Raw genomic sequence first — 20511 nt, 5'->3', positions numbered from 1 at the left:
GCCCTCGCCTGCTATTGAACGCTCGATGCGATTTCGAAGATCGGCATATACATCAGCACGACGATGCCGCCGATCACGATGCCGATGAAGATCATCATCGCCGGCTCGATCAGCCGTGAGATCAGATCGATTGCGCGCGCGACCTGCGCTTCCTGAAACGCCGCGATCCGGTCGAGCACGGGGCCGAGTCCGCCCGTCTTTTCCGCGACGGTCAGCAGCCGATACGTGATTGCATCGGCGAGCGAGGCCTGCTGGAACGCATCGGAAATCTTCGCGCCGTTGCGTACCTGATCGAGCGCGCGGCCAAGGGCAGCCTGATCGGAACGTCCGACGAGACCGCGGGCAAGATCGAACGCGCGCAGGGCGGGAATGCCGCCGTCGACGAGCATCGCCGTCGTGCGATAAAACTGCGATTGACGGAACACGCGAATGTACTGGCCGATGCCCGGCAAGGCGAGAATGCGATCGGCGATCCATTCGCGCGCGGACGGACGGCGCAGCATGATGGCTGCCGTGAGCACCAGCACTGCGAAAGCGATCGCGAGTTCCCGGCCGTGCGCGTGAACCATGCTGCCCCACGCGATCAGCCATTGAGAAAGAAGCGGTAGTTCGCGTCCGCTATGTTCGAGCAGCGTCGCGAAGCGCGGGACGACGAAGCCCAACAGAAAGATCACGACTACCGCACCCACCCCCAGCAGGACCGTCGGATAGATCGCTGCCGACACCACGCGGCCGCGCAGCTCATGCAACATCGCGCTGTTGCGCGAATAGCGCGTGAGGCTGTCCGCGAGACCGCCCGTCTGCTCGCTCGCTTTCACGCAGGCGACGAGCACGGGCGGAAAGACATCGCTAGCCTGTTCGAGCGCCGCGGATAACGACTGCCCCTCTTCGAGCCGCCGCAACAGTCCGCGATAAACCGCGGCGGAACCCTCGCGCCGCTCGTTGCTCGCGAGCGTACGCAACGCATCGACGACACCGACGCCCGCCGCCAGCAGCGCCGCGAGTTCGCGTGCGAAGAGCTCGACGTTGAACTTGCCGCGTGCGATCGTGGGTGCGCGAAGGCGCATCCGGGCGCCTGCGCGTTCGCCGCGCACCGACACCACGCGCCAACCGCGTGCCCGCGCGATCGCTGCCGCTGCCGTCGTCGAATCGCTTTCGACGCGCACCGTCTGCACCGATCCGTTGGTATCGAAGACACGCAGCACATACTTCACGTCGCTTCTCCTTGCCTTGCTTCCGGTTCTGTTCTCGCCATGCTCACCACGACGACACGGTCGCGCTCTCGCCCGTACCGCCTGGCTGACCGCCCTTGCCATAGGTGTACAGGTCATAGTCGCCATGCTCGCCGGGCGACCGGTACTGATAGGGGCGATCCCACGGATCGAGCGGCACGGCTTTCTGCAGATAAGGGCCGCTCCAGTGCGGCGCGTCCTGCGGCTTCGCCATCAGCGCCTGCAAGCCCTCCTCCGTGGTTGGGTACTGGCCGACGTCGAGCCGGTATTGATCGAGAGCCTTGCCGAGCGAATCGATCTGCGCATGTGCGATCTTCGTATTCGACTTGCCGATCTGCTCGAAGTAGCGAGGCGCGACCAGACCCGCCAGCAGGCCGATGATGACCATCACCACCAGCAGTTCGAGCAGCGTAAAGCCACGCTGGCGTGCGTGCTTCTGTAGACGGCTCTCGACGTCGCTGCTGGACGGGGACATGAACCGGATGTCGCTCATGTTGTTGTCCTCCCTGTGGACTGCTGCGCCTTCAACTGCGAAGACGCCTAAGTGCATTCTTGTTCACACCGGCATGCCCGCTAAGTAGGGAGACTCGTGCAAACGGATGGGTAAAGACCCTCCAGTTTTTTTGGGCTCAGATGAAGTACTTCGCCCCATCTGTCGCGTCGTCGGGTAACGCGAGCACGCCAAGATCGAGAGCCGCGTGCACGAGTCCCGTCGCATTCGATACGCCGAGCTTGCGCATCAGACTTGCACGATGTTTTTCGATGGTTTTCGGGCTCAGGCGCAACTGCTCGCCTACTTCGCGGTTCGTGCATCCTTCCGCGACGAGGCGCAGCACGGTCCGCTCGCGGCTCGTCAGCGCACCCCAGGTCTGCGTATGCTGCAGGTTCGACGCAAGACCGAGTGATTCGTCGTGCCGCGCGCCGTATGCGTCGAGCGTCGCATTGCGCTGGCCGAGCATGACGAGGCGCATCGCTTCGACAAGTTCGTCGAACGACGCATCCTTGAGGACGTAGCCGTCGACACCAGCCGCCAGTGCCCTGCGCATATGCAGATCGCTCGAATGAATGGTCAGCGCGATGATCCGTATCTGCGGAAAATGCCTCTTGATATGCGCGATCGCTTCGACGCCGCTCTTGCCGGGCATCGACAGATCCATCAGGATCAGATCGGGCAGCAACGTCGCGGCGAGACTGCACGCCTCGCTGCCGTCGCCCGCCTCGCCCGCCACGCTATAGAGCGGCAACGCGCGCACCATCGAACAGAGGCCGCCGCGCAGCAGCGGTTGATCGTCGACGATCAACACCCGGTGGATCTTCGCCACTTTGACACCTCCGCACGCTGGGTTCACGATCCGTTGCTGGCGACGACTTCGTGATACGCGCTGAGCAGTTCGCCGGGTGTCGCGGGACCATCCAGACGCAGCCACGGCTTGCCAGGCGCGGCGCGCAAGAATGCGACGGCAGTGTGATTCATCTTGTCGCCGCGATAGACGTTGAATGCGCGTTGCGCGGCGATGCTCGCATCGACGGTGCCTGTGTAGTACTGCCATTGCGGGCCTGCGCCGAAGCGTTCTGCATAGGCTCTCAGACGTGCGGGCGTGTCCTGTTCCGGATCGATCGAGATCGATACGAAATGCACCTTGTCGCGCTCGCTGCCCAGTTCATCCTGCAGCTGTTCGAAGGTCTGGCTGACCATCGGGCAGATCGTCGTGCACGAGGTGTAGATGAAAGTCAGGACGACGGGGCGGCCATCGTTCAGCTCATCCACGAGCGAAACGGACTTGCCGTCGGCGCGCACGAGCGTCACGGGTGGCACCGTGTAGTCCACTGTGGTGCGGGTCGTGCCCGGCGCCATGTTGTGATGGTGCGCGTGCATGTCCTGCTCGCCGGACATGGAGTGGAGTTTGTCCGTGGTGTCCTTGTCGTCCATGTTCTGAGCCGGCTTCGCGTCGTGCGCAGCGGCTGCGTCGTGACCTTCCGGCATCGCCATGTCGTCCATCGGCATATCCATTGGCATCGCGTGGACGCTTTGCCCCGCGGTATCGTTTGCAACGGCATCCGCGATCGCGTCCTCGCCTTTCGCGGAGTCCATGTTCATCGAGGCATCGTGATGTTGCGCCGCCATTCCGGCATCGGCTGCGGGCATCGGTTCGGACTCGGCGCTCAGCGCCGCTTGCGCGGTCAGTCCCACGCCTGTCAGAATGAGCGCAGCGACTACGAGCTTGTGGGTATTCATCGCGACCTCCTCTTCGTGACGCAACAGGCTGCGGCCCGGCACGGCACGCTTCTCGCCTTTGCTTACCCAGTCTCGTCAATCGCGTTTGAGGTGTCACTGGATGAATCCCCCCAAAGCAAGGTAGGAGACCTCTACCTACGGGATACCCCGCCGTTCGCAGTGTCAGTATTCCCCGTGCGTGATGCATGCATATGCCCCGTTGTGTCGGAACCATGTCGCGGCCTACAATTTGCCCAAGGCTTGGGAATATCGAGGCTCAACCAGTCGGGAGCACCCATGTATGCCATCCCGCCGCCTGAACCACCCCTGAGGCTGCGCGATCTGATCGATGCAATGCGCAAGCTGGGCAGCTCGGTGCGGCGCGTGCAGCCGCCGGCGGCCCACGTCAGTGACGCACGCGGCGCCGCGCTTGCAGTCACGACGTGCGACGGTGCAATCGTCAGCGTGAATCGCAGCGCTGCGGCGCTGCTGGGTTACGCGAGTGCGGATCTCGTCGGCAAACAACTCGCCGGCTTCGCGCATGATGAAGACCGCGCTGCCGTCGAAATGCACCTGTGCGGCGGCACCGATGAAGCGTTCCGTTCGTTCGATGTGACGCTCACCGACAGGACCGGCCGACGTACGTCGTTTCATGTGTATCAGCAGACCTTGGCATCGGATGCCTCGGGCGGACCACTGCGGCTAACGCTGTTCGTTGAGCCTGTTGTAGTGCCTGCGGAAGAGATTTCGCGATCGGCTGCAAATGCTGAATGGCATGACGATGCCCAACACAGGCGAGCGACCTGGCTGAGCATGGGCCAGCAGCATGAACGCGAACGCCTGGCCGCTGAGCTTCACGATGGCATGGGTCAGGCGCTGACGTTGATCAAACTGATGGTCGAAGATGCGCGCATGCGCCTGCGTCGCGGCCAGGTCGACGACGCCGCGCAACTGCTCGATGCGACTGTTCTGCAGATACGCGACACGATCGGTGAGATGCGGCAGATCTGCGGAGAATTGCGGCCGCTCGCGCTACAGAGGCTTGGGCTGCCCGCCGCGTTGAGCACGCTATGCAGGCGTGTGGAGCAAAGCAGCGAACGATTGCGCGTCGTGTTTGCGTGCGGCATCGAGGACGGGGATATACCCGATCACCTGAAAGCGGACATCTTTCGTGTCGTGCAGGAAGCGCTCAATAACATCATCAGTCATGCGGCTGCGTCGGAGGTTCACGTCGATCTGCAAGGCGATGCAACGACGCTGCTGCTGTCGATTCGCGACGACGGAAGCGGCTATGACATGCATCCGCTAAGTGGCAGCGATGCCCACTCGAACGGGCTCGGCCTGACCGGCATGCAGAATCGCGTCGAAGCACACGGCGGTGCGTTCTCGGTCAGCGCGCGCAGCGAAGGCGGCACAGAAGTCGCGGCCAGTTGGCGAATCTAGTTCCTGTCGTTGTTCGTCTGCTAGCCCGCCTGCGTACCGCTCAAACGCGGCAGTTCAGCATCGTGCACCTCGGCTGATTCGCCTTGCATATGAACACCCGCAACCGGCAAGTGCAGCAGTTTGCCGTCGTTCTCCGACTCCGCGCATTTCGAAGCGAGCGTCGTCAGCAATCCCATGCTGATCGCCGCGAGCACCAGTTCCGTCACGTTCTCGATTGCGAGCTTGTGCATCACGCGCGCGCGGTACTTTTCGATCGTCTTCGGGCTCAGATTCAGATACTGCCCGACCTGTCGATTGGTGCGCCCTTCCGCGATCAGCTTCAACACGCTGCGCTCGCGCGCGGTCAACATGCTCCATGCTTTCTTCGGCGCGGTGGTCTCGCGCCCTGTGACGAACGGGTCCACCATGAAACCGTAGACGTCCGCGCTCAGATGCTTCTTGCCCAGCATGACCGTGCGCATCGCGAAGAGCAATTCATCGAACGACACATCCTTCAATACATAACCGTCGACGCCCGCACGCAGCGCTTCGCGCACATACTCCTCGCTCTGATGCACGGTCAACGCGATGATGCGCACGAGCGGCGTGCGCCGTTTGATGGCCACCGTTGCATCGATGCCGTTCATGCCTCGCATCGACAGGTCCATCAGGATCAGATCGGGTGCCAGTGACATCGCCATCTGACACGCTTCCTTGCCATCGCGCGCTTCGCCCACCACTTCGTACTCGCTTTGCGCCGATAACATCGAACGCAGCCCATTGCGCAACAGGTCGTGATCGTCGGCGATGATCACTCGGTGTTTGATGTTCACGGTCGCCTCCTCGTCTGCAATGTGGTGTGCGCCAGTTCAACAGCAGGCGCAAAATTCTTCTTCTTTCGTTTGTTACTTTCGTTGGCATTACTTAAATATTTCGGCATACCAACTGGTACAGGAGAATCCCATGTGAGTACGCGTTCGCGTCAGACAAAGCAAGGATCTTGCCAATCGAGCAAGCCTAACATCCGTAAAGAGCCGTTTAAAGATCGTCGTAGCCCGGTAAGAATTACGTGTCTAAATGTTTCATTTCTGATCAAACTATTACCGTAATACCGACCGGGTAATAATTCGGAAAAGTGCAGTTTCACGCAGAAGCTGCGATCCTGTGGCAGTTTTTACTCACACCGCGTCAATTTTCTACGTTCCGCTTCATCGCTCGCCGTTCGGCCATTGAGGCAGCGACGACGCGCGATTGCGCACCTGTAACATTTTTGTACATTGGGTGAAAGTCCGCAGTGCTCGCGTCTGAAGATGGGGAACTCACCCCATTGCTTGCCGCTGGTCGCCGCACCACAATCAAGGGCACCAGGGGAGATCCAGCATGCGCGGGCATCCAGCGAGACGACCGGCTCACTCAGTATCCGCGTCATCGCTCGTACCCGGGATCGTGCTCAGCGTGGCCTTCGCGCAGCCCGCGTGTGCCGACATCTTCGGCCAGGTCGATAACTCGGGCGCGGTCGTGCTGACCGACACACCAGGCAAGGCGGGGATGTCCCTCATCGTTGCAGCGCCGCCGCCTGCTCCGCCCGGCCGCGCGAAGCAATCTGGCACGGCGCAGTCTGCACGTGCCGATGCCTCCCGGTTCCGCAACGTCATCGCGGAGGCGAGCCGGATCTTCCATCTGCAACCCGAACTGCTGCACGCAGTCATCGACGTGGAATCGCGCTACAACCCGAATGCCGTCTCCGATAAAGGCGCCTTGGGCCTCATGCAGCTGATGCCCGACACCGCGCGCCGTTTCTCGAATGGCGACATGTTCAATCCGCGCGACAACGTGCTGGCAGGCGCGCGTTATCTACGCTTTCTGCTCGATCTGTTCAAGGACGATATGGAACTGGCGCTCGCCGCGTACAACGCCGGTGAGAACGCCGTGATTCGCGCGGGCTATCAGATTCCTTCGATTCCCGAGACGCGCTCATACGTGCCGCGCGTGCTCGAAAAATACCGGCAGCTGCTGCCAGCGAACAGTTGATTTCGTCGCGTCTATTACGGCACGATCCAGTCGCTATCTGCAACGATGCGCATCCTGTCGGGCTCCCCGAAACGCACGATGTACCCGCCCTTCGACGCGAAACTCTGGCCCGGCGCAAGCGTGAGGCGCGGATAGTAGCCGGTGAGAATGCGATGCTCGAGCATGTCGTCGATCCGCTCGACGAGATAGTCGCGCACGAACGCATCGACCATATGACTCAGGGTCTCCGCCAGCAGTCCGCACGCGAGATAGGTATCGGCCTGCACGCGCTCATCGACGACAGGAATATGGCGTATCGCGAACCAGCCGAACGCATAGTCGAGGCGCACGCGCCGGTCTTGAGGCAGATCGATCGGATAGGCGAGGCGCGCGCTGTCGCGCCATCGGCCAGGCAGCGGCGCATGATCGAGCCCGCCCATGAGCCCAGATACATACACCATCGCCGATGCGGGTGGCGCGTCGCCGAGTGTGGCAAGGTCCGGCGGCCGCAGCCACAGCACGAATGCATCTTCATGTGACGCGCCACGCAGCGCCGTGGCGATATGCGCGCTCGCCTGCAACGCGCGGTTCTGGACTTCAATCCCCTTCTTTCTCAGATCCGCAGCAAGCGCTTGCGCCGCCGCTTCGCCGCTATCACCCGCGCGATATACCTGCACCACCTTCCTGACCGGCTGCCCCGAGCCCGCCGGCTCCTGTATCCGCTTTGCGATCAGCGCGGCTTCAAGCAACACCCCACGCGAGAAATACATCGAGTAAACATCGTGTTCGCCTTCGACCGGCACTTCCACATTCGGAAACAGACACGGCACCTGTTCGCGTTCGCAGAAGTCATGCACCGGAGCCCAGTTCCGCCCACCCAGGCCCGACAGCACCGCGAACACAGGCTGCTGCGCAAGCTGCTGCTTCAACTGCGCTTCCCAGGTATCCGGTGCGCCGTGCAGTTCCCACACATGCAGTTCCCAGCGCCGGTTGACCATGAACATCAACTTGTGCGACGAGCGCAGCGCGGGCGTCGCACCGAGCGGCGCGGCATTCTTGTCGGCGAAATAGTGTTTGAGGACATCGAGCATGCCCTGCTTCTTGACGGGATCGGCATCGGGCGTGATGATCGTCGCGAAGTGCAGCACCGTGTCGGTGACCCCAGGCGCCCGGCGTTGGTCGAGTGTCTTCAGATAGGCGATCAGCGCATGCATATCCGCGTCGTTGAGCGCGAACTGCGGCATCAGATAGCCGAGAGGTCTGCCTTCGGAATCGAGACCTTCGCGAATCGCGCGCGCGAGCGTCGTTTCCGTATAGGGCTCGCGATTCGTACGCACGCCGTCAACAAACGGCACAGTGAGTTCGTCGGGGCTCTGCGTGCGCGGAAGAAAGAGATACTGCGCAGCGATAGGCGGAATTGTCGTGTTGCCTTCTTTGGACCCGAGGCCGCTGCGCCGATGGCAGTTCATGCAGGCGGCCGCGGCGCCCTTCATCGCCAGTTGGCCCTGATGCGTGGCTTCGACAGGGCGGCCATCCCCTGCAATGCCGTCCCGGAAGATCGCTTCGCCGACGTCGATGGGCGGCGCACCGTGCGCATACTGCGCGGCGGCAAGCAACGCGCAGCAGAGCGCGCTTGTCCACGTGATCCGCAGGGCCAGGATATAGGCCCGATCGAGAAGCCGGCCCTTCATCATGATCAGGGCATCTGACGGAATGCGGAACGCGTCGGCGGCGCCCCCTCCACGCCGACCGTCACTGATCCACGCCGCCCTGCTATCACGGGCTTGACGAACATGTTGTCGTTGAGCGGCGGATTGATCGACACCCTGTCGATCACGAGCTTGTCCTTCTTCGGCGCACCCACGACGCCGCTTTCTATCGTGTACGGCAGCTTCAGGCCGTCCACGTCGTGGTAGTCGCGGTAGCTCACTTCGACCGTCACCGGCTTGCCCGTCAGAAGATTCGGCGCTTCACGGTCGTACTTGACGTCGAGGAACGATTGCGCATCGACCCACACATGACGATGCGCGCCCGAAGGCAAGGTCACGAGCAGCCGGTAAGTCTTCCTGTCGTCGATCATCTCGTTGCCTTCGAGCGACACCGCTATGCCCTTCGCGGCGTGATCGAGCAGCGGCCCGTCGATCACCTGCTCTTCGCTCGCGTAGCGCACCTCCGATGGCGAATAGGCCTGCACATCCGGCATGCCGTCCGACGATGGCCGTATCTTCCAGCCCGCCTTGCCGTCGAACATGCGCAGGACGTGCTGGTTCATTGCGGTCAATTCGAAGCGCGTGCTGCTGGGGCGCTTGAGCGCGAGCACGAACGGCACGCTCGGGGTCGGCGCATTCGCGCTGTCGACGTGTCCCGCCCACATCATTGCCTGGACCTTACGCCATGCGTCGTCGCCGCCGCGCGCGGCCGCGTTCTTCGCGACGATTTCGTCCACGGTGAGCGACTGATCAGCGTGATCGGCGGCCGGCATCTGCGCCCACGCGACCGCGATCGCAGACACGGAGCCCGCCAGTAACAATGACATGATGGGTTTCATGATCGTCATCTCATCGAGCCTGGGACCGTCATTTCGCGGCGACCTTGGCCGCCGGCGCGTGGGGTTGCGTTTGCGGTTGCGCGGGCAACTGCGGTTTCGCGAAGAGCGCATCATCGGCAGGCTGATTCACGGTGACGTGCTCGATCGTCATCTGATGCGTCTGCTTCACGCCCGCAACCGTGGTTTCGAGCACATGTGGAATCATCAGGCCGTCTTCGCGCCGGTAGTCGCGGTAGTACACGGTCACGTCATGCATGCGGCCATCGAGCTGGCGCGGGTCGCCGTCGATCTTCAATTCCAGAAAGCTCGATGCGTCGATCCACACATGCCGTTGCACGTGATCTTTCGTGCTCAGCAGGAGCCTGTACGCGCGGTGGCCCTCGATGGTGTCCGTCCCCTGCAACTCCACCTGGCTGCCCTTGGCCGCATAGTCGATCAGCGGCCCCTCGAGGTCCGCCGTTTGCGCCGCCGATTTCGCTTCAACCGGCGTATAAGGCTCGGCGACATTGCGCCCGAGGAACGGCCTCACCTTCCAGCCCTGCGTGCCGTCATACGCCTGGTACGCGATCTGGTTGTCGAAATTCACTTCGAAGCGGCTCTTGTGCGGCCGCTTCATCGTCATGACGAACGGCAGCTTGACGGGCTTCTTGCCTCCCACGTCAACCTGTCCGCTCAGCGACATCGTATTGACGGCGTGCCATGCCTGCAGCCCGCCGCGCGCCGTGACATTGCGCTCGACGATCTGTGCCGCGCTCATGCCGCCGCCTGACGCAGCGGCCAGCGCACCCAGCGAGGCGAAGCTCGCGGCCACCGCGGCCGTCATCGAAATTGCGGTCAGAAATCCCCGACTCATGTCGATCTCCTCTATGTGATGCCGCAGACGCCTTGGGCTTTATTCGACCACCAGCCCATCGATGTGGAACGAACCGATCAACACACTGACGCGGTCCCCCGCCTTCACCAGATTGCCCTTGTTCGAAAACACCATCCAGTACTCCTGCCCGGCTTCCAGTTCGCCCGTCTGCCGCAACTGGCCGATGTTGTCCATCACGGGTATTTCAAGCAGCACGTGATTCGCTGTGCCGTACAGATAGGGCGTCGCGTTCTTGTCGCCGAGCAGCTTCGCGTGCGCCGGGTCCGTCACGCGATAACTGAAGCGCAACAGGTTGCCCGACGCCGTGCGGCGGACGTGCATGTGGTCGATGCCCCCTGTCGACTGATAGAACTCGCGCTCATGCTGGGTGAACTTCATCGGCTCATAGCGCGAGACATGCTGCGACACCGGTTGAACCTGCTGGGCCGCCGCCGGCATCGCCGGCAGTGCGGCACAGCAGACCCACGCGACGATCGTTGCGCGTTTCATTGCGGCACTCCAGAGAGCGGCCCGAACAGTTGTTGCAGTTGTTGCAGCAACTGCGCCAAGGTACCCCCCACGTTGCCCGCGAACTGAGTGCTTGGCAGTTCCACTGCGCCGATGTCGTACCCTCCACCCTGCGGCCTCGGCGTGCCGAAGAAGTCATGATTCGGCGCGCCCGCAGCCGTCCCTGTATTGACCGCCGGCGAACCCTGCCGGATCGAGTAGTTCCCAAGCGGTACACCGTAGCCCGTACTGCCTGAGGTGATCGTCATGTTGAACAGCGAAAGCGGCCCGTACGACATGTTGATCCACTGGTTGCCTTCATCCGGTGTGGCCGACGGCAGCAGGCTGAACAGCGGGTTGGGCAGCACGGTATCCGCAATACCGGGCGGCACCGTGAAGCCAATACCACCAGCTTCGGGCGGCTTGCGCGAGCCGTTGCAGTACAGGCTCACCACGGCCGGATTCGTTCCGATGTTATGCGCGGCCGCACTGTTGTAATCGGCGATGTCCGTGATGATCGAATACTGCGGGGCAAGCGTCACGCCTGACGAGTGATCCGCCGGGCCCGTATCGCCATACGCACCGATGTCCCAGTACGCGGCGGCCGGATCGCAATAGCCCGTCGCATGTCCCCCCTGGTTCAACGTCGGGTTCAGCGTCACGACGTTCTGCAATCCCTGAATACCCGTGTCCAACCCGCCCACCGTGATGTGGAACGTGCGGTTATGCCAGAACACGTCGTTGGTCAGCACAGGTATCGAGAACTGGCTGCAGTTCTGTCCGGCCGGGCAACCCGCGTTTCCTGCCGTGAACGCCAACAGGAAGTTCTGCGTATGCTTCGCGGTCTCGAGTCCCGACGGCTGATTCGTCGACGTCGTGATCGGGCTGCACGTCGTTTCCGCACCGACGGTCGTGCAGTTCGGCGGACCGACGTTGGCCTGCGCAGCGAGCGCCGTGTTGAAGAGCACGCCGGCGGTAGCCGTCGAGTCGTTCGAGACCACGGTATTGTTGATGAAGCTCACCCGCACCGCGTCCTGCACCGACACGCCGCCACCCGACCAGCCCGCTACGTTGTTCGCGATGATGTTGTTGATCACGCTCACTGCGTACCAGTGGTTCGGATTGCTCGGACTGCGCTGCACGTCCGTGCCGTTGATGTTCTGCAGCCGCAGGCCACCGCCCTTGCCGCTTTCAGCCGTATTGCCGAGGATCAGATTGCCGTCGATCACGAGGCCCGGTCCGACACCATCTGGAAGCTCCGGCGCGCAATCGGTATCAATCGCCGCGTTCTCGCAGAACGTGCCGTCGGGCGGCACGCCCTGGGCGATCAACCCGCCACCGTAGGTCGGCAGCGTCGGGTTGTTGCTCTGGTTGAACAGGATCCAGTTGTGCGACACAGTGCCGTTGTAGCTGAAGCCGAAGTGCGCGACACCGCCGCCGTCGCCGCTGCTCATGTTGCCGCAGACCCAGTTGTTGTTGAATTTATAGTAGTCCGAGCCCGAGCAGAATGTCACACCCGCTGCCGACGAAGGCGTCGTCGAGTTGATCTCGTCACCGTACGATGCGTTCGACGTCACCGAGTTGTGATGCACATTGACATTCTTGTTGTACAGGTAGGGCAGCTGCGTAAAGCCGTCGGCTGCGATCGTCCCGTCGGGCACTTCCACCTGGCCCACCGTGATCCCGCCCGTCAGCGTACCGGCGTTGGCGAACACGCGGTTGTTCGACACCTCCGTAGAGTGGTTCCAGCCGTGCAGGAAGATGCCGCCGCCGCCCTGCGAGCTGTTCGTGAATGTGAGGCCGTCGATACGCGACGGATTGCACAGGAAATTGCTCGAGTACGCATTGCAGTCCGCATTGCTGTTCGTGAGCGGCGTGCAGATGCCGTTCGCGGTGCAGTTCGGGTCGGCCTGGCCGTTCACATCACGCACGCCCTTGGCCAGCACCGTGATGCCCGCGCCTTCATACGCGCCCATCAGCGCCGGCTCCTGCAGCAGTTCGCCCAGATTGCCGTTGAGCGAGTTGTCCCAGCCGAACGTCGGTTCCAGCGGAATCGGATCCACCTTGCGTTGCATCGCTGTGGTGCAGCTGTACGTACCCGTCGGATCGTACGGATTGCTCGCCGAGATCGCGGCGCCGTTCAGCGCGATGCCGAACAGGCAGTCGACCTGTCTGCGCCACGGGTCGAGCTTGCCCGACGGATGCGTGTTCGCGTTCACGACCACGGAAGGCGCACCCACGCCCTGCAGACGCACCGGCTTCCACATCAGCAGCATTTCGTTGTAGGTGCCCGGACCGACGATGATGAGGTCGCCCGACGTGGCCTTGTCGATGGCTGACTGGATCGCGTTGCTGGTCGCGTTCTCGCCGTTGACATAGGTCGGCGCCTTGCCGCCGATCGTGACCGTGACGGCATCGATCGACTGCTTGCCGTTGCTCGCCGTGACGACCAGCTCGCCGCACATCGGGATCGCGCCGACGCCGCGCTGCTGGATCGTGCAGCCGTTCAGGCCCGGGAACGGCAGCCCCACCACTGGCGTGTCGACGACAATCTGCGTATCCGACCACGAGCGGACGGTCGCATTCACCCCGCCGATCGTGACCTTGCCAGTCCCTTGCGTCGTCCCGAAGCCATAGTGCCGCGTGACGAACTTCTGGTTGTACGGCGCCGTCGTCGCCGACGGTCCACCGTACGCATTGTTCGGCACGGTCTGGTTGCCGAGTGACTTGATGGTCAGCCGGTGCTGGCCGCTCAACAAGGTCGCCTGGCTCACCCACGGACCCGCACCGCCACCGGTAATCGTATCGCCCGTCACCGACGAGATCGCCGGCGTCCCGTCCGGATACGCGCAATCGGGCGGGTTATAGCCGTCGGCGAAGGCGGATACGGGCACGACAGGCGTGTCCATGTACTGTGTCTGACCCGGCATGAACGGAATCTCGTAGCAGAACTGGCTATACGCAGGGTTGTAGAGCGGATCGCGGATCGTTTGCCCCGGATGTGCAGGGTCCGGCATGTCTGGATCGTTCATGCAGGCGACCATCATCGTCGGCGCGTAGCCCGTCGGGTTCGGCGGGTTCACTTGCCACGTCGAATAGTTCAGGCCGTTGAAGATGCCCCACGCATCCGAGTACAAGCGGCTCACTTCGTTGCCCGCAAAGTCCTTGATCGAGACAGGCACGTTCGGCACCGCGAACTTTTCGCCGAATTGCGGCGAGTACGGATCGAACTCGGACGAGAAGTCATCGAGCATGAAGCCCGTGAAATGCGCGCTCACGTGCGTCGAACTGAAGATCCAGAACTTGGCGCGTGCCGTCATCTGGTCGCTCAGCGTGACTTCCTTGCGATCGCACAGATGGCGCGAGGCACCCGCGAACGGCGCGACCTCCTTCGAGCCGGGGAACAGGCTGATGTAGTCCGGCACGACCCGCAGCGCACCCACGCACGGCCACAGCTGTTCATCGCCCTGCTTGCCGGAGTCGGTACGCGGCGGCGAGCCCAGATCGGTCGTCGAGTTCTGCGCGTTGTTGGCGTTGTACGTCGCGTTCACGGCTGCCTGGTCGGGCAGGATGAAAATGTTGCCCAGCGAGCCGAACTGCTGCGTGACGGGCGCGATGTAGTTGTCGCCGATCAGGATGTTCTTGTCTTCCTCCTTCACGAGTTCATAGCCCGGCGGCACGATGACTTCGACCACGTACTTGCCCGGCGGCAGCATCTTCGTGTTGTACTTGGTATCCGTAGGGTCCGCCACGCAGATGGTGCAGTTCGTGCCCGTCACCGCGCCGTTCGACGGATTGCGGCCCGTTACGCTCGGGAACTGGTACATGCCGTCGTACGGTGCAGGCTGCAACTGGTTGAACGCATGCATGCCGTCATAGCACTTGAACTGCGAGTTATTCGGCAGCGCGCGCTTGTTCGGATCGAGCCATTGCGTAGAGTTCTGCAGCGTGAAGAAGAACGGGTCCGTGGTTTCCTGGCCCGGGCAGTTCATGTTCGGCATGCCGTCCGAACGGAAGCCCTGTGCCCAGTCGTCCCAGCTGCTGGTCTTCGTCGTATCGACGAGCGTCAGGCTCTGCGTACCATCGGGCGCCGTGCCCTCCTGGTACAGATTGACCGTCACGCCCGGTACGTTCGGTGTCCAGCTGTTGTGAATGAGCAGGGTCGGGTCGTCGAACGGGCGCGTCGACGCGTACACCACTTCGCCCACAATCCCGCCGTTCTCGCCGGCGGCGAACGGCGCCTTGCCGAACTCGAGGAACGAACTCTGCCCGGAGAAGCCCTGCCAGCCCTCCGTAGTGACCCATGGCGGGTCGATGCGGCCCGTGGACGGATTGGTACCCGAGTGGTCGTTGCAGTCCGCGTCGTTGCAGTAGATCGCGCCCGGCACGCGCAGTGCGGTCGGCAGGTGTGCCGTCGCCGATTCCTGCGTGTTCGCGTAATGCGCGGCGATCGTCGAGCTGCCGCCGCCCGTCGTGCCATCCGGCGGCCCGCCCGCGTCATAGACGGCATGCACGCCCGTCTGCTTGTAGCGCGTCGTGTCGGCCTCTACGACGTACCAGTTGAAGAGCGGGAACACTTCGTTGAACGACGCATAGCCGTTCAGGTCGGTGGAGAGGAAGTTCGAATAGCTGCCGTCGCGGAAGCGGACGTTGGTCGGCACGAGCGCAAGCCCCGCCTCGCTGCCGTTCGACACGCCTGTACCGTTCGAATCGAGATAGGTGCGCGTGTACAGGTTCGTATGCCACTGCAGCACGGAAAGCTCGCCGACATCTGCTGTCTGCCCGCCCTTGACCTGCACCGCCGTCGCGAGACCATCGACGATCTGGTCATTCCACTGGTCGAACACGGTGATACGGTACGTGCCGTCCGGCAGTCCGCTAATGCTGAACGTACCGTCCGCATTGCACTTCGTGAACGCGATATCTTCGCCATCAGGATCGCCGACGCTCACGTAGCACTGCGTGAAGCTCAGCGACTGGCGCGAACCGGTGTGGTACAGGTTCTCATTAGGCGGACGGCTGTAGTGCAGGTTCGTGATCATGCCTTTGATGCCGTTGTTGCAGGTCACGCCCTGGCAGTAGCCCGGCAGCCGGTCGTTGATGATCTTCGGATTGGCGAAGCCGATCGTCACATGGAAGCCCGCCGGACCGAACTCCTGGAAGTACGCGGGACCGCCGACCTTGATGAACGCGTCATGCGCCTTCTGGCCGTCCAGCGTGTTGGTTTGCAGCCATTCCTCGCCGCGCGCGATACGATCGGCGGCCGGGTTCGCGACGACACCATAGCGGCCCGGCATCAGGTTCGCGATGATCGCCTGGCCGACCAGCGGCGAATACGTCTTGCCGTCGGACTCGAACTTCGGGCAGGTCGGAATCATGCCGACCAGACCATCAGTGCTCGTCGTCGAGATCGGGCACGCATTGAGGCCCGTGCTCGGGTCGATCGTGCCGTTCAGCGCGTTCGAGAGCGGCATGTTGAACATATCGTATGACATCTGGCCGGTGGCATCGCCCGTGCCGCCCGCATCGTCGAAGAGCTTGATTTCGAAGCCACCCAGGCCCGGCTCGCGCGCTGTGCCGAATGCATCGGTGCCGCCGCTCACATCCACTTCGCCGTTGACGGGCGCATCGTCTTCGAAGACGAACACGGAGATCTTCGCGGTCTGCAACGGCGTTTCCTGCAGCGGGACGTTGACGGCTGTCTGCGCAGGTGCGATCGGCGCACCGCCCATGGCGTGGCCGCATTTACCGGTGCCGGGCGCGAAGTCCGCGCCACCCGCACCCGACGGGCAATCCTTCGAGATATCGAACTGCCGCGTACCCACCGGCGCGCCCCCGCCGTTCGCGAAGGTATTACCCGCGTCCCCGGGCAGGATCGACAGATAGTAGTGCTTGGTCGGGTCGAGCGCGACCTGCGACGGATCGACGGGAGTCTGTTGGGAGGCGCTGAGATCCATGCGGCATTGGCCATCGCCGATGTCGCATACCGTGTTCACGTGGGCGTTCGTGGCCGGATTGAACACGGTCTGGCCAGACTCGCACGCGACCTTGCCGACGCATCCCGCCGCGACAACGGGCATATAGCTCGTATGGAAATTGGTGCCGAGGCTCGGCACGGGCAGCGGCGGACAAGTCGCCGGACGTGTCGCCGAATTCACCTGGCACGCCGGATCGATCTGGAAGGTACGGTCTTCCTCGATGATCCAGCGGTAGTCGGTGAGCTGAATCGCGGTTTTTCCCGGCAAGGTGCTCGGCGCATCCAGCACCTTCACAGCGAGCCCGCTGCCGCCCTTGAACGTAACGGTGACCGTGGCCGGATTGCTCGCGGTGTTCTGCGAGTTGACAGCCTTGTACTGGAACGTGACCGTCGCCGTCGCAGTGCCTTTGGGCGGCGCCGACGGCACGGCATTGAACGAGCCGTCCGCGTTGAGCGTCACCGTGCCGCCCGTTGCGCTGCCGACGATCGACGCAGTAAGCGGGAGACCCGACGGATCGTGGTCGGGGAGCAGCACACCAGGCGCGCCTTCATGGAATTGCGACGCGATGTTGCTCGTATAGGCGCCATTCACTGCAACAGGCGTGCCGGACAGGCAGTTCGCCGCCGCCGTGCAGGGCGCGAGCGTGACCAGTGCCGTGATCGCCGGATTGCCGTTGGCCTGATAGACGAAGCTGTCCGATGTCGTGCCGGCGTTCGGTACATAGGTGAACGTGCCATTGGCATTGAGCGTGAGTGTGCCGCTCGTCGGCGGGGTCTTGACCTGCACGCCATAGACACCCACGTCGTTCGCGATCACGCCCTTCGCCGGGTCCGAGACCGTGAGCGTATTACCAGCGACAAGGAAATACGTATCAGGATTGGCAACCGCGTTCGCACTGCCGGCAGCCGATGTCGGTGCCGCTGCGCCGTTCACGGCGATATAGCCCTGCATGCCGCCGTCGCGCTGGTTATTCGTCGACAGGCTCAGCTGACGGTCGAACACCGGCAGCGCGAGCGAACCCGTTGGGGGGGTGTAGATCAGGACGTCACTGGTTTTTCCGGCGGCCAGAAACACGGCCGACTGAATGCGCGGATTGCCGGGTAGTACGTTGCCGTCCTCGGCAATGAGCGCGACGCCGGACGTCGATGGACTTCCCGATTGCGCGCCGACGATGGACGGGACATGCATGCGCAGACCCGCGTTCACGAAGCGCACCAGGATCTGGCCAGTGCCGACGGGCGCCGTCGCGGGGAACGCCGAAACGGTCGGGTTCGTACGATCGAATGAAAGGCCGTTGATCAGGTAGTAGCGCGGGTCGTAGTTCACCGCGGGCGGATAGCAGGTGTTGTAGTTCGCCGAAGCGGGATTGCCGCATTGGTTTGCGAGGCCGGACCACACGCGCGTCTCGCTGAAGCCCGGGGTGGCGACGGCGGTTGCGACCGACTGGTTCTGCACGGGGTCGATTTCACTCAGTACGAGGGGCACGTCCGCGTCATAATTGACGCCCGGATAGGCCGTCCCTCTCGTGCTGGTACCGGGAGGCGTCGTGACGACGAGCACGCCATAGAGGCCCATCGGCCCCTGAATCGACGGATGCGTGCCCGATTCGATCAGGTAGGTGCCAGGGTTCAGATTGCTCCAGGTCAGTTGCACGGGCGTGGTATTGCCGTTCGTCACTTCCGTCGCAAACGACTGCACGCGCGGCGGCTGCGCCGGGGGCGTGAAGCTCGCGCCCGTGTTCGAGGCGGCTATCGGCCAGGTCGTCGTGGTCTGCGTCGCGTGAACGGGGCTCGCAGTCGACGTGGCCGTGTTGCCGAGACCGCCGCCCAGTTGCCCGACGATCACGAGCGACGTCGGCACCGGTGCAGGCAGGTTGTTCGTGAGGCTGATGGTCAACGAGCCGGGCGGCGTCGTGATCACGATGGGCGACCAGTTCGCGCCCGCGTTCGGGTTCGTCGACGCACAGGTCGCCGGCGCAACAGCCGCCGCGGAACAGGTGTAACCCCACATCGGCACGGTTTGCCCATCAGGGAGCGTTACCGTCTGCGCCTTCGCGGTCAGGGTTACGCTTTGCGCGGACACCATTGCGCTCGCCGTCATCAGCAACGACGCCACGACGCCCGCCTTCACGACGCGTGCAAGCGTCATTTTGAATTCGTTGGCTCTCATCGCGATTCTCCCCGCCTTCCTAGTTGCCTTCGTTGATCGTGAACGCCTGGGGATCGACGAGCATCATCATCATCATCCCGCCGGGGAACGTGTTGTTCGTCGTAATCTCTCGTTCATTGTGCGAATGCCACATGTAGGCGAATCCGGCTTCCGAGGTCGGCGGATTCGCGACCGTGCCACTCGGCGGCGTCGTGCCCGTAAATGACGTGGCACGCATCGTCGCGTCGGGACCGAGATACGGACTGCCGCCGTACCAGGCCCCATTCGTCAGAATCCGCGCGTCGGGCAGCGTCACCGGACCACCGCTGGCGACGTTGCCGAACGGATGCGCTTCGAGCGCCTTGTCGTGATCGGCGCACCACTCGTAGTAGTTGGGCGCGCTCGGATTGGACGTGTAGTAGCCGTTCGCATCGGGAATGCAGACGCTGCCATCGCCCGGCTTGTGGCCATACACATCCCAACCCAGCCCTTTACCCGTCCAGTAGAAGATGCCGTCCATCGCGATCCCGGGCGTCGTGGTCGTCGTGAAGAGCAGCGGGCCGGCGAGCTTCGTCGGGTCGGTCTTGCTCAGCAAAAGGTTGCCGTCACGAGCGAGCACACGCACGTGATTGCCGTGCTCGTGGAACGGATGCTGCCAGCGGCCCAGGCCAATCACGCGTAACAGCACGAGTTCACCCGGATGCATGTGCGGATTGCCGTTATACGGTTGGTGCGGATACTGCCCCGAGTAGTTCGGATCCATGTCGTCGGGCATCGAGCGGCCGTTGATCATGAAATACGCGGGGTGATACGGCTCGGTCTCGACGGTCATGCAGCCCGTCTGCTGCGTGCAAGGCTTGCTCGCTTCCGTTTCGGCCTCGCTGTGAATGCGCGAATCCATCTCGGAGAACTGGAACAGGTACTCGCGGTCGTAGCACGTCGCCGAATGGTCGTACGCCGAGGCGGCGTTGCGATAGTCTGGCTGTCCGTCGGGCAGGCTCGTCTGCACGGCGCGGCAACCGGTCGGCACCGTGTTCGGCAGCACGATGATCGCGCCCGACAGGCCCATTTCGACCTGCAGGTCGCCCTGTGTCCCGCTGTAGTAGCTATGCGTGCCCGGCGTCGACGCGATGAAGCTGTAGGTCACGGTGCTGCCGTGCGTCGCCTCTCGCGTCAGCAGGCCCGGCACGCCCGTGAGGGTCGTGGGGCATGTGCCGTCCGCATTGAGCACGGCGGCACAGACCTGGAAGCCCGGAAAGAGAATCGACGTATTGCCTGCCGCGACCGGCAGGTTGTTCGTCAGCGTGATCGTGACGACGGCGCCCTCCTTCACGATCAGCGTGGGCCCCGGCACCTGCATGCTCGGACAGGTTGCGCCCGTCACGTTCGCGGGCGAAAAACCGGTCGGGGCCGTGCTGCAGCCATAGCCCCACGCGTACACGCTCGACCCGTCAGGCTGGCTGATGCGGTTGGCTTCCGCGCTAAAGTTGAATGACGTGCCCGTAATGCCAGGCGCAGCGGCATGCGCGTTCACGCAGCAAATGATCGCAATGAGGATCGCGTAGAACAGCGCGAGACGCACGGCGGATCCGCGGCGC

General features: G+C 63.1%; 13 protein-coding genes. 2 read left to right on the top strand and 11 right to left on the bottom strand.

The genetic code is table 11. The features are described 5' to 3' along the window. Positions 1–11 precede the first annotated feature (11 nt). The 4 genes from L0U81_RS18940 to L0U81_RS18925 all read right to left on the bottom strand — a co-directional run bounded on the left by L0U81_RS18940 (position 12) and on the right by L0U81_RS18925 (position 3162). On the bottom strand, positions 12–1214 hold the full coding sequence (locus tag L0U81_RS18940) for a type II secretion system F family protein (protein WP_233805059.1): 1203 nt from the start codon (positions 1212–1214) through the stop codon (positions 12–14). Between the two features lie 43 nt (positions 1215–1257). After that, entirely contained in the window at positions 1258–1707 is a 450-nt protein-coding gene (gspG, locus tag L0U81_RS18935) for a type II secretion system major pseudopilin GspG (RefSeq protein WP_233807837.1), read from the bottom strand. A 154-nt stretch (positions 1708–1861) separates the two neighbouring features. Further along, a complete protein-coding gene (locus L0U81_RS18930; protein ID WP_233805058.1) occupies positions 1862–2554 on the bottom strand; it encodes a response regulator in 693 nt (230 codons plus the stop codon). Positions 2555–2577: 23 nt separating this feature from the next. Next, a complete protein-coding gene (locus tag L0U81_RS18925) occupies positions 2578–3162 on the bottom strand; it encodes an SCO family protein (protein ID WP_442793455.1) in 585 nt (194 codons plus the stop codon). Between the two features lie 582 nt (positions 3163–3744). Here L0U81_RS18925 and L0U81_RS18920 point away from each other — a divergent pair. Then, positions 3745–4890: a sensor histidine kinase gene (locus tag L0U81_RS18920; RefSeq protein WP_233805057.1), complete on the top strand. Its 1146-nt coding sequence runs from the start codon at positions 3745–3747 to the stop codon at positions 4888–4890. A 20-nt stretch (positions 4891–4910) separates the two neighbouring features. On the opposite strand, the gene L0U81_RS18915 is transcribed toward L0U81_RS18920, so the two are convergent. Further along, entirely contained in the window at positions 4911–5702 is a 792-nt protein-coding gene (locus L0U81_RS18915; RefSeq protein WP_233805056.1) for a response regulator, read from the bottom strand. A 547-nt stretch (positions 5703–6249) separates the two neighbouring features. On the opposite strand from L0U81_RS18915, the gene L0U81_RS18910 reads away from it, so the two are divergent. Next, positions 6250–6900 (top strand): lytic transglycosylase domain-containing protein, encoded by a 651-nt coding sequence (locus L0U81_RS18910; protein WP_233805055.1) that lies wholly within the window; start codon positions 6250–6252, stop codon positions 6898–6900. A 14-nt stretch (positions 6901–6914) separates the two neighbouring features. Here L0U81_RS18910 and L0U81_RS18905 read toward each other — a convergent pair whose 3' ends face one another. The 6 genes from L0U81_RS18905 to L0U81_RS18880 are packed head-to-tail and all read right to left on the bottom strand — an operon-like array spanning position 6915 to position 20495. Next, positions 6915–8570: a c-type cytochrome gene (locus tag L0U81_RS18905; protein WP_233807835.1), complete on the bottom strand. Its 1656-nt coding sequence runs from the start codon at positions 8568–8570 to the stop codon at positions 6915–6917. Between the two features lie 5 nt (positions 8571–8575). Further along, positions 8576–9427: a hypothetical protein gene (locus L0U81_RS18900; RefSeq protein WP_233805054.1), complete on the bottom strand. Its 852-nt coding sequence runs from the start codon at positions 9425–9427 to the stop codon at positions 8576–8578. 28 nt (positions 9428–9455) lie between these two features. Next, positions 9456–10280 (bottom strand): outer membrane lipoprotein-sorting protein, encoded by an 825-nt coding sequence (locus L0U81_RS18895; protein ID WP_233805053.1) that lies wholly within the window; start codon positions 10278–10280, stop codon positions 9456–9458. A 39-nt stretch (positions 10281–10319) separates the two neighbouring features. Next, positions 10320–10790, bottom strand: a complete 471-nt coding sequence (locus L0U81_RS18890) for a hypothetical protein (protein ID WP_233805052.1) — start codon at positions 10788–10790, stop codon at positions 10320–10322. Beyond that, complete coding sequence (locus tag L0U81_RS18885) at positions 10787–18934, bottom strand: choice-of-anchor Q domain-containing protein (RefSeq protein WP_233805051.1); 8148 nt, start codon at positions 18932–18934, stop codon at positions 10787–10789. The genes L0U81_RS18890 and L0U81_RS18885 overlap by 4 nt, the downstream gene beginning before the upstream one ends. Positions 18935–18953: 19 nt before the next feature. After that, positions 18954–20495 (bottom strand): multicopper oxidase domain-containing protein, encoded by a 1542-nt coding sequence (locus tag L0U81_RS18880; RefSeq protein ID WP_233807834.1) that lies wholly within the window; start codon positions 20493–20495, stop codon positions 18954–18956. Positions 20496–20511: the final 16 nt, after the last annotated feature.

It is taken from the genome of Paraburkholderia sp. HP33-1, from assembly GCF_021390595.1.
Taxonomy (GTDB): Bacteria; Pseudomonadota; Gammaproteobacteria; order Burkholderiales; family Burkholderiaceae; genus Paraburkholderia.
The sequence above is the reverse complement of the archived record's forward strand: the minus strand, read 5'-3'. Positions and strand labels throughout refer to the sequence as shown.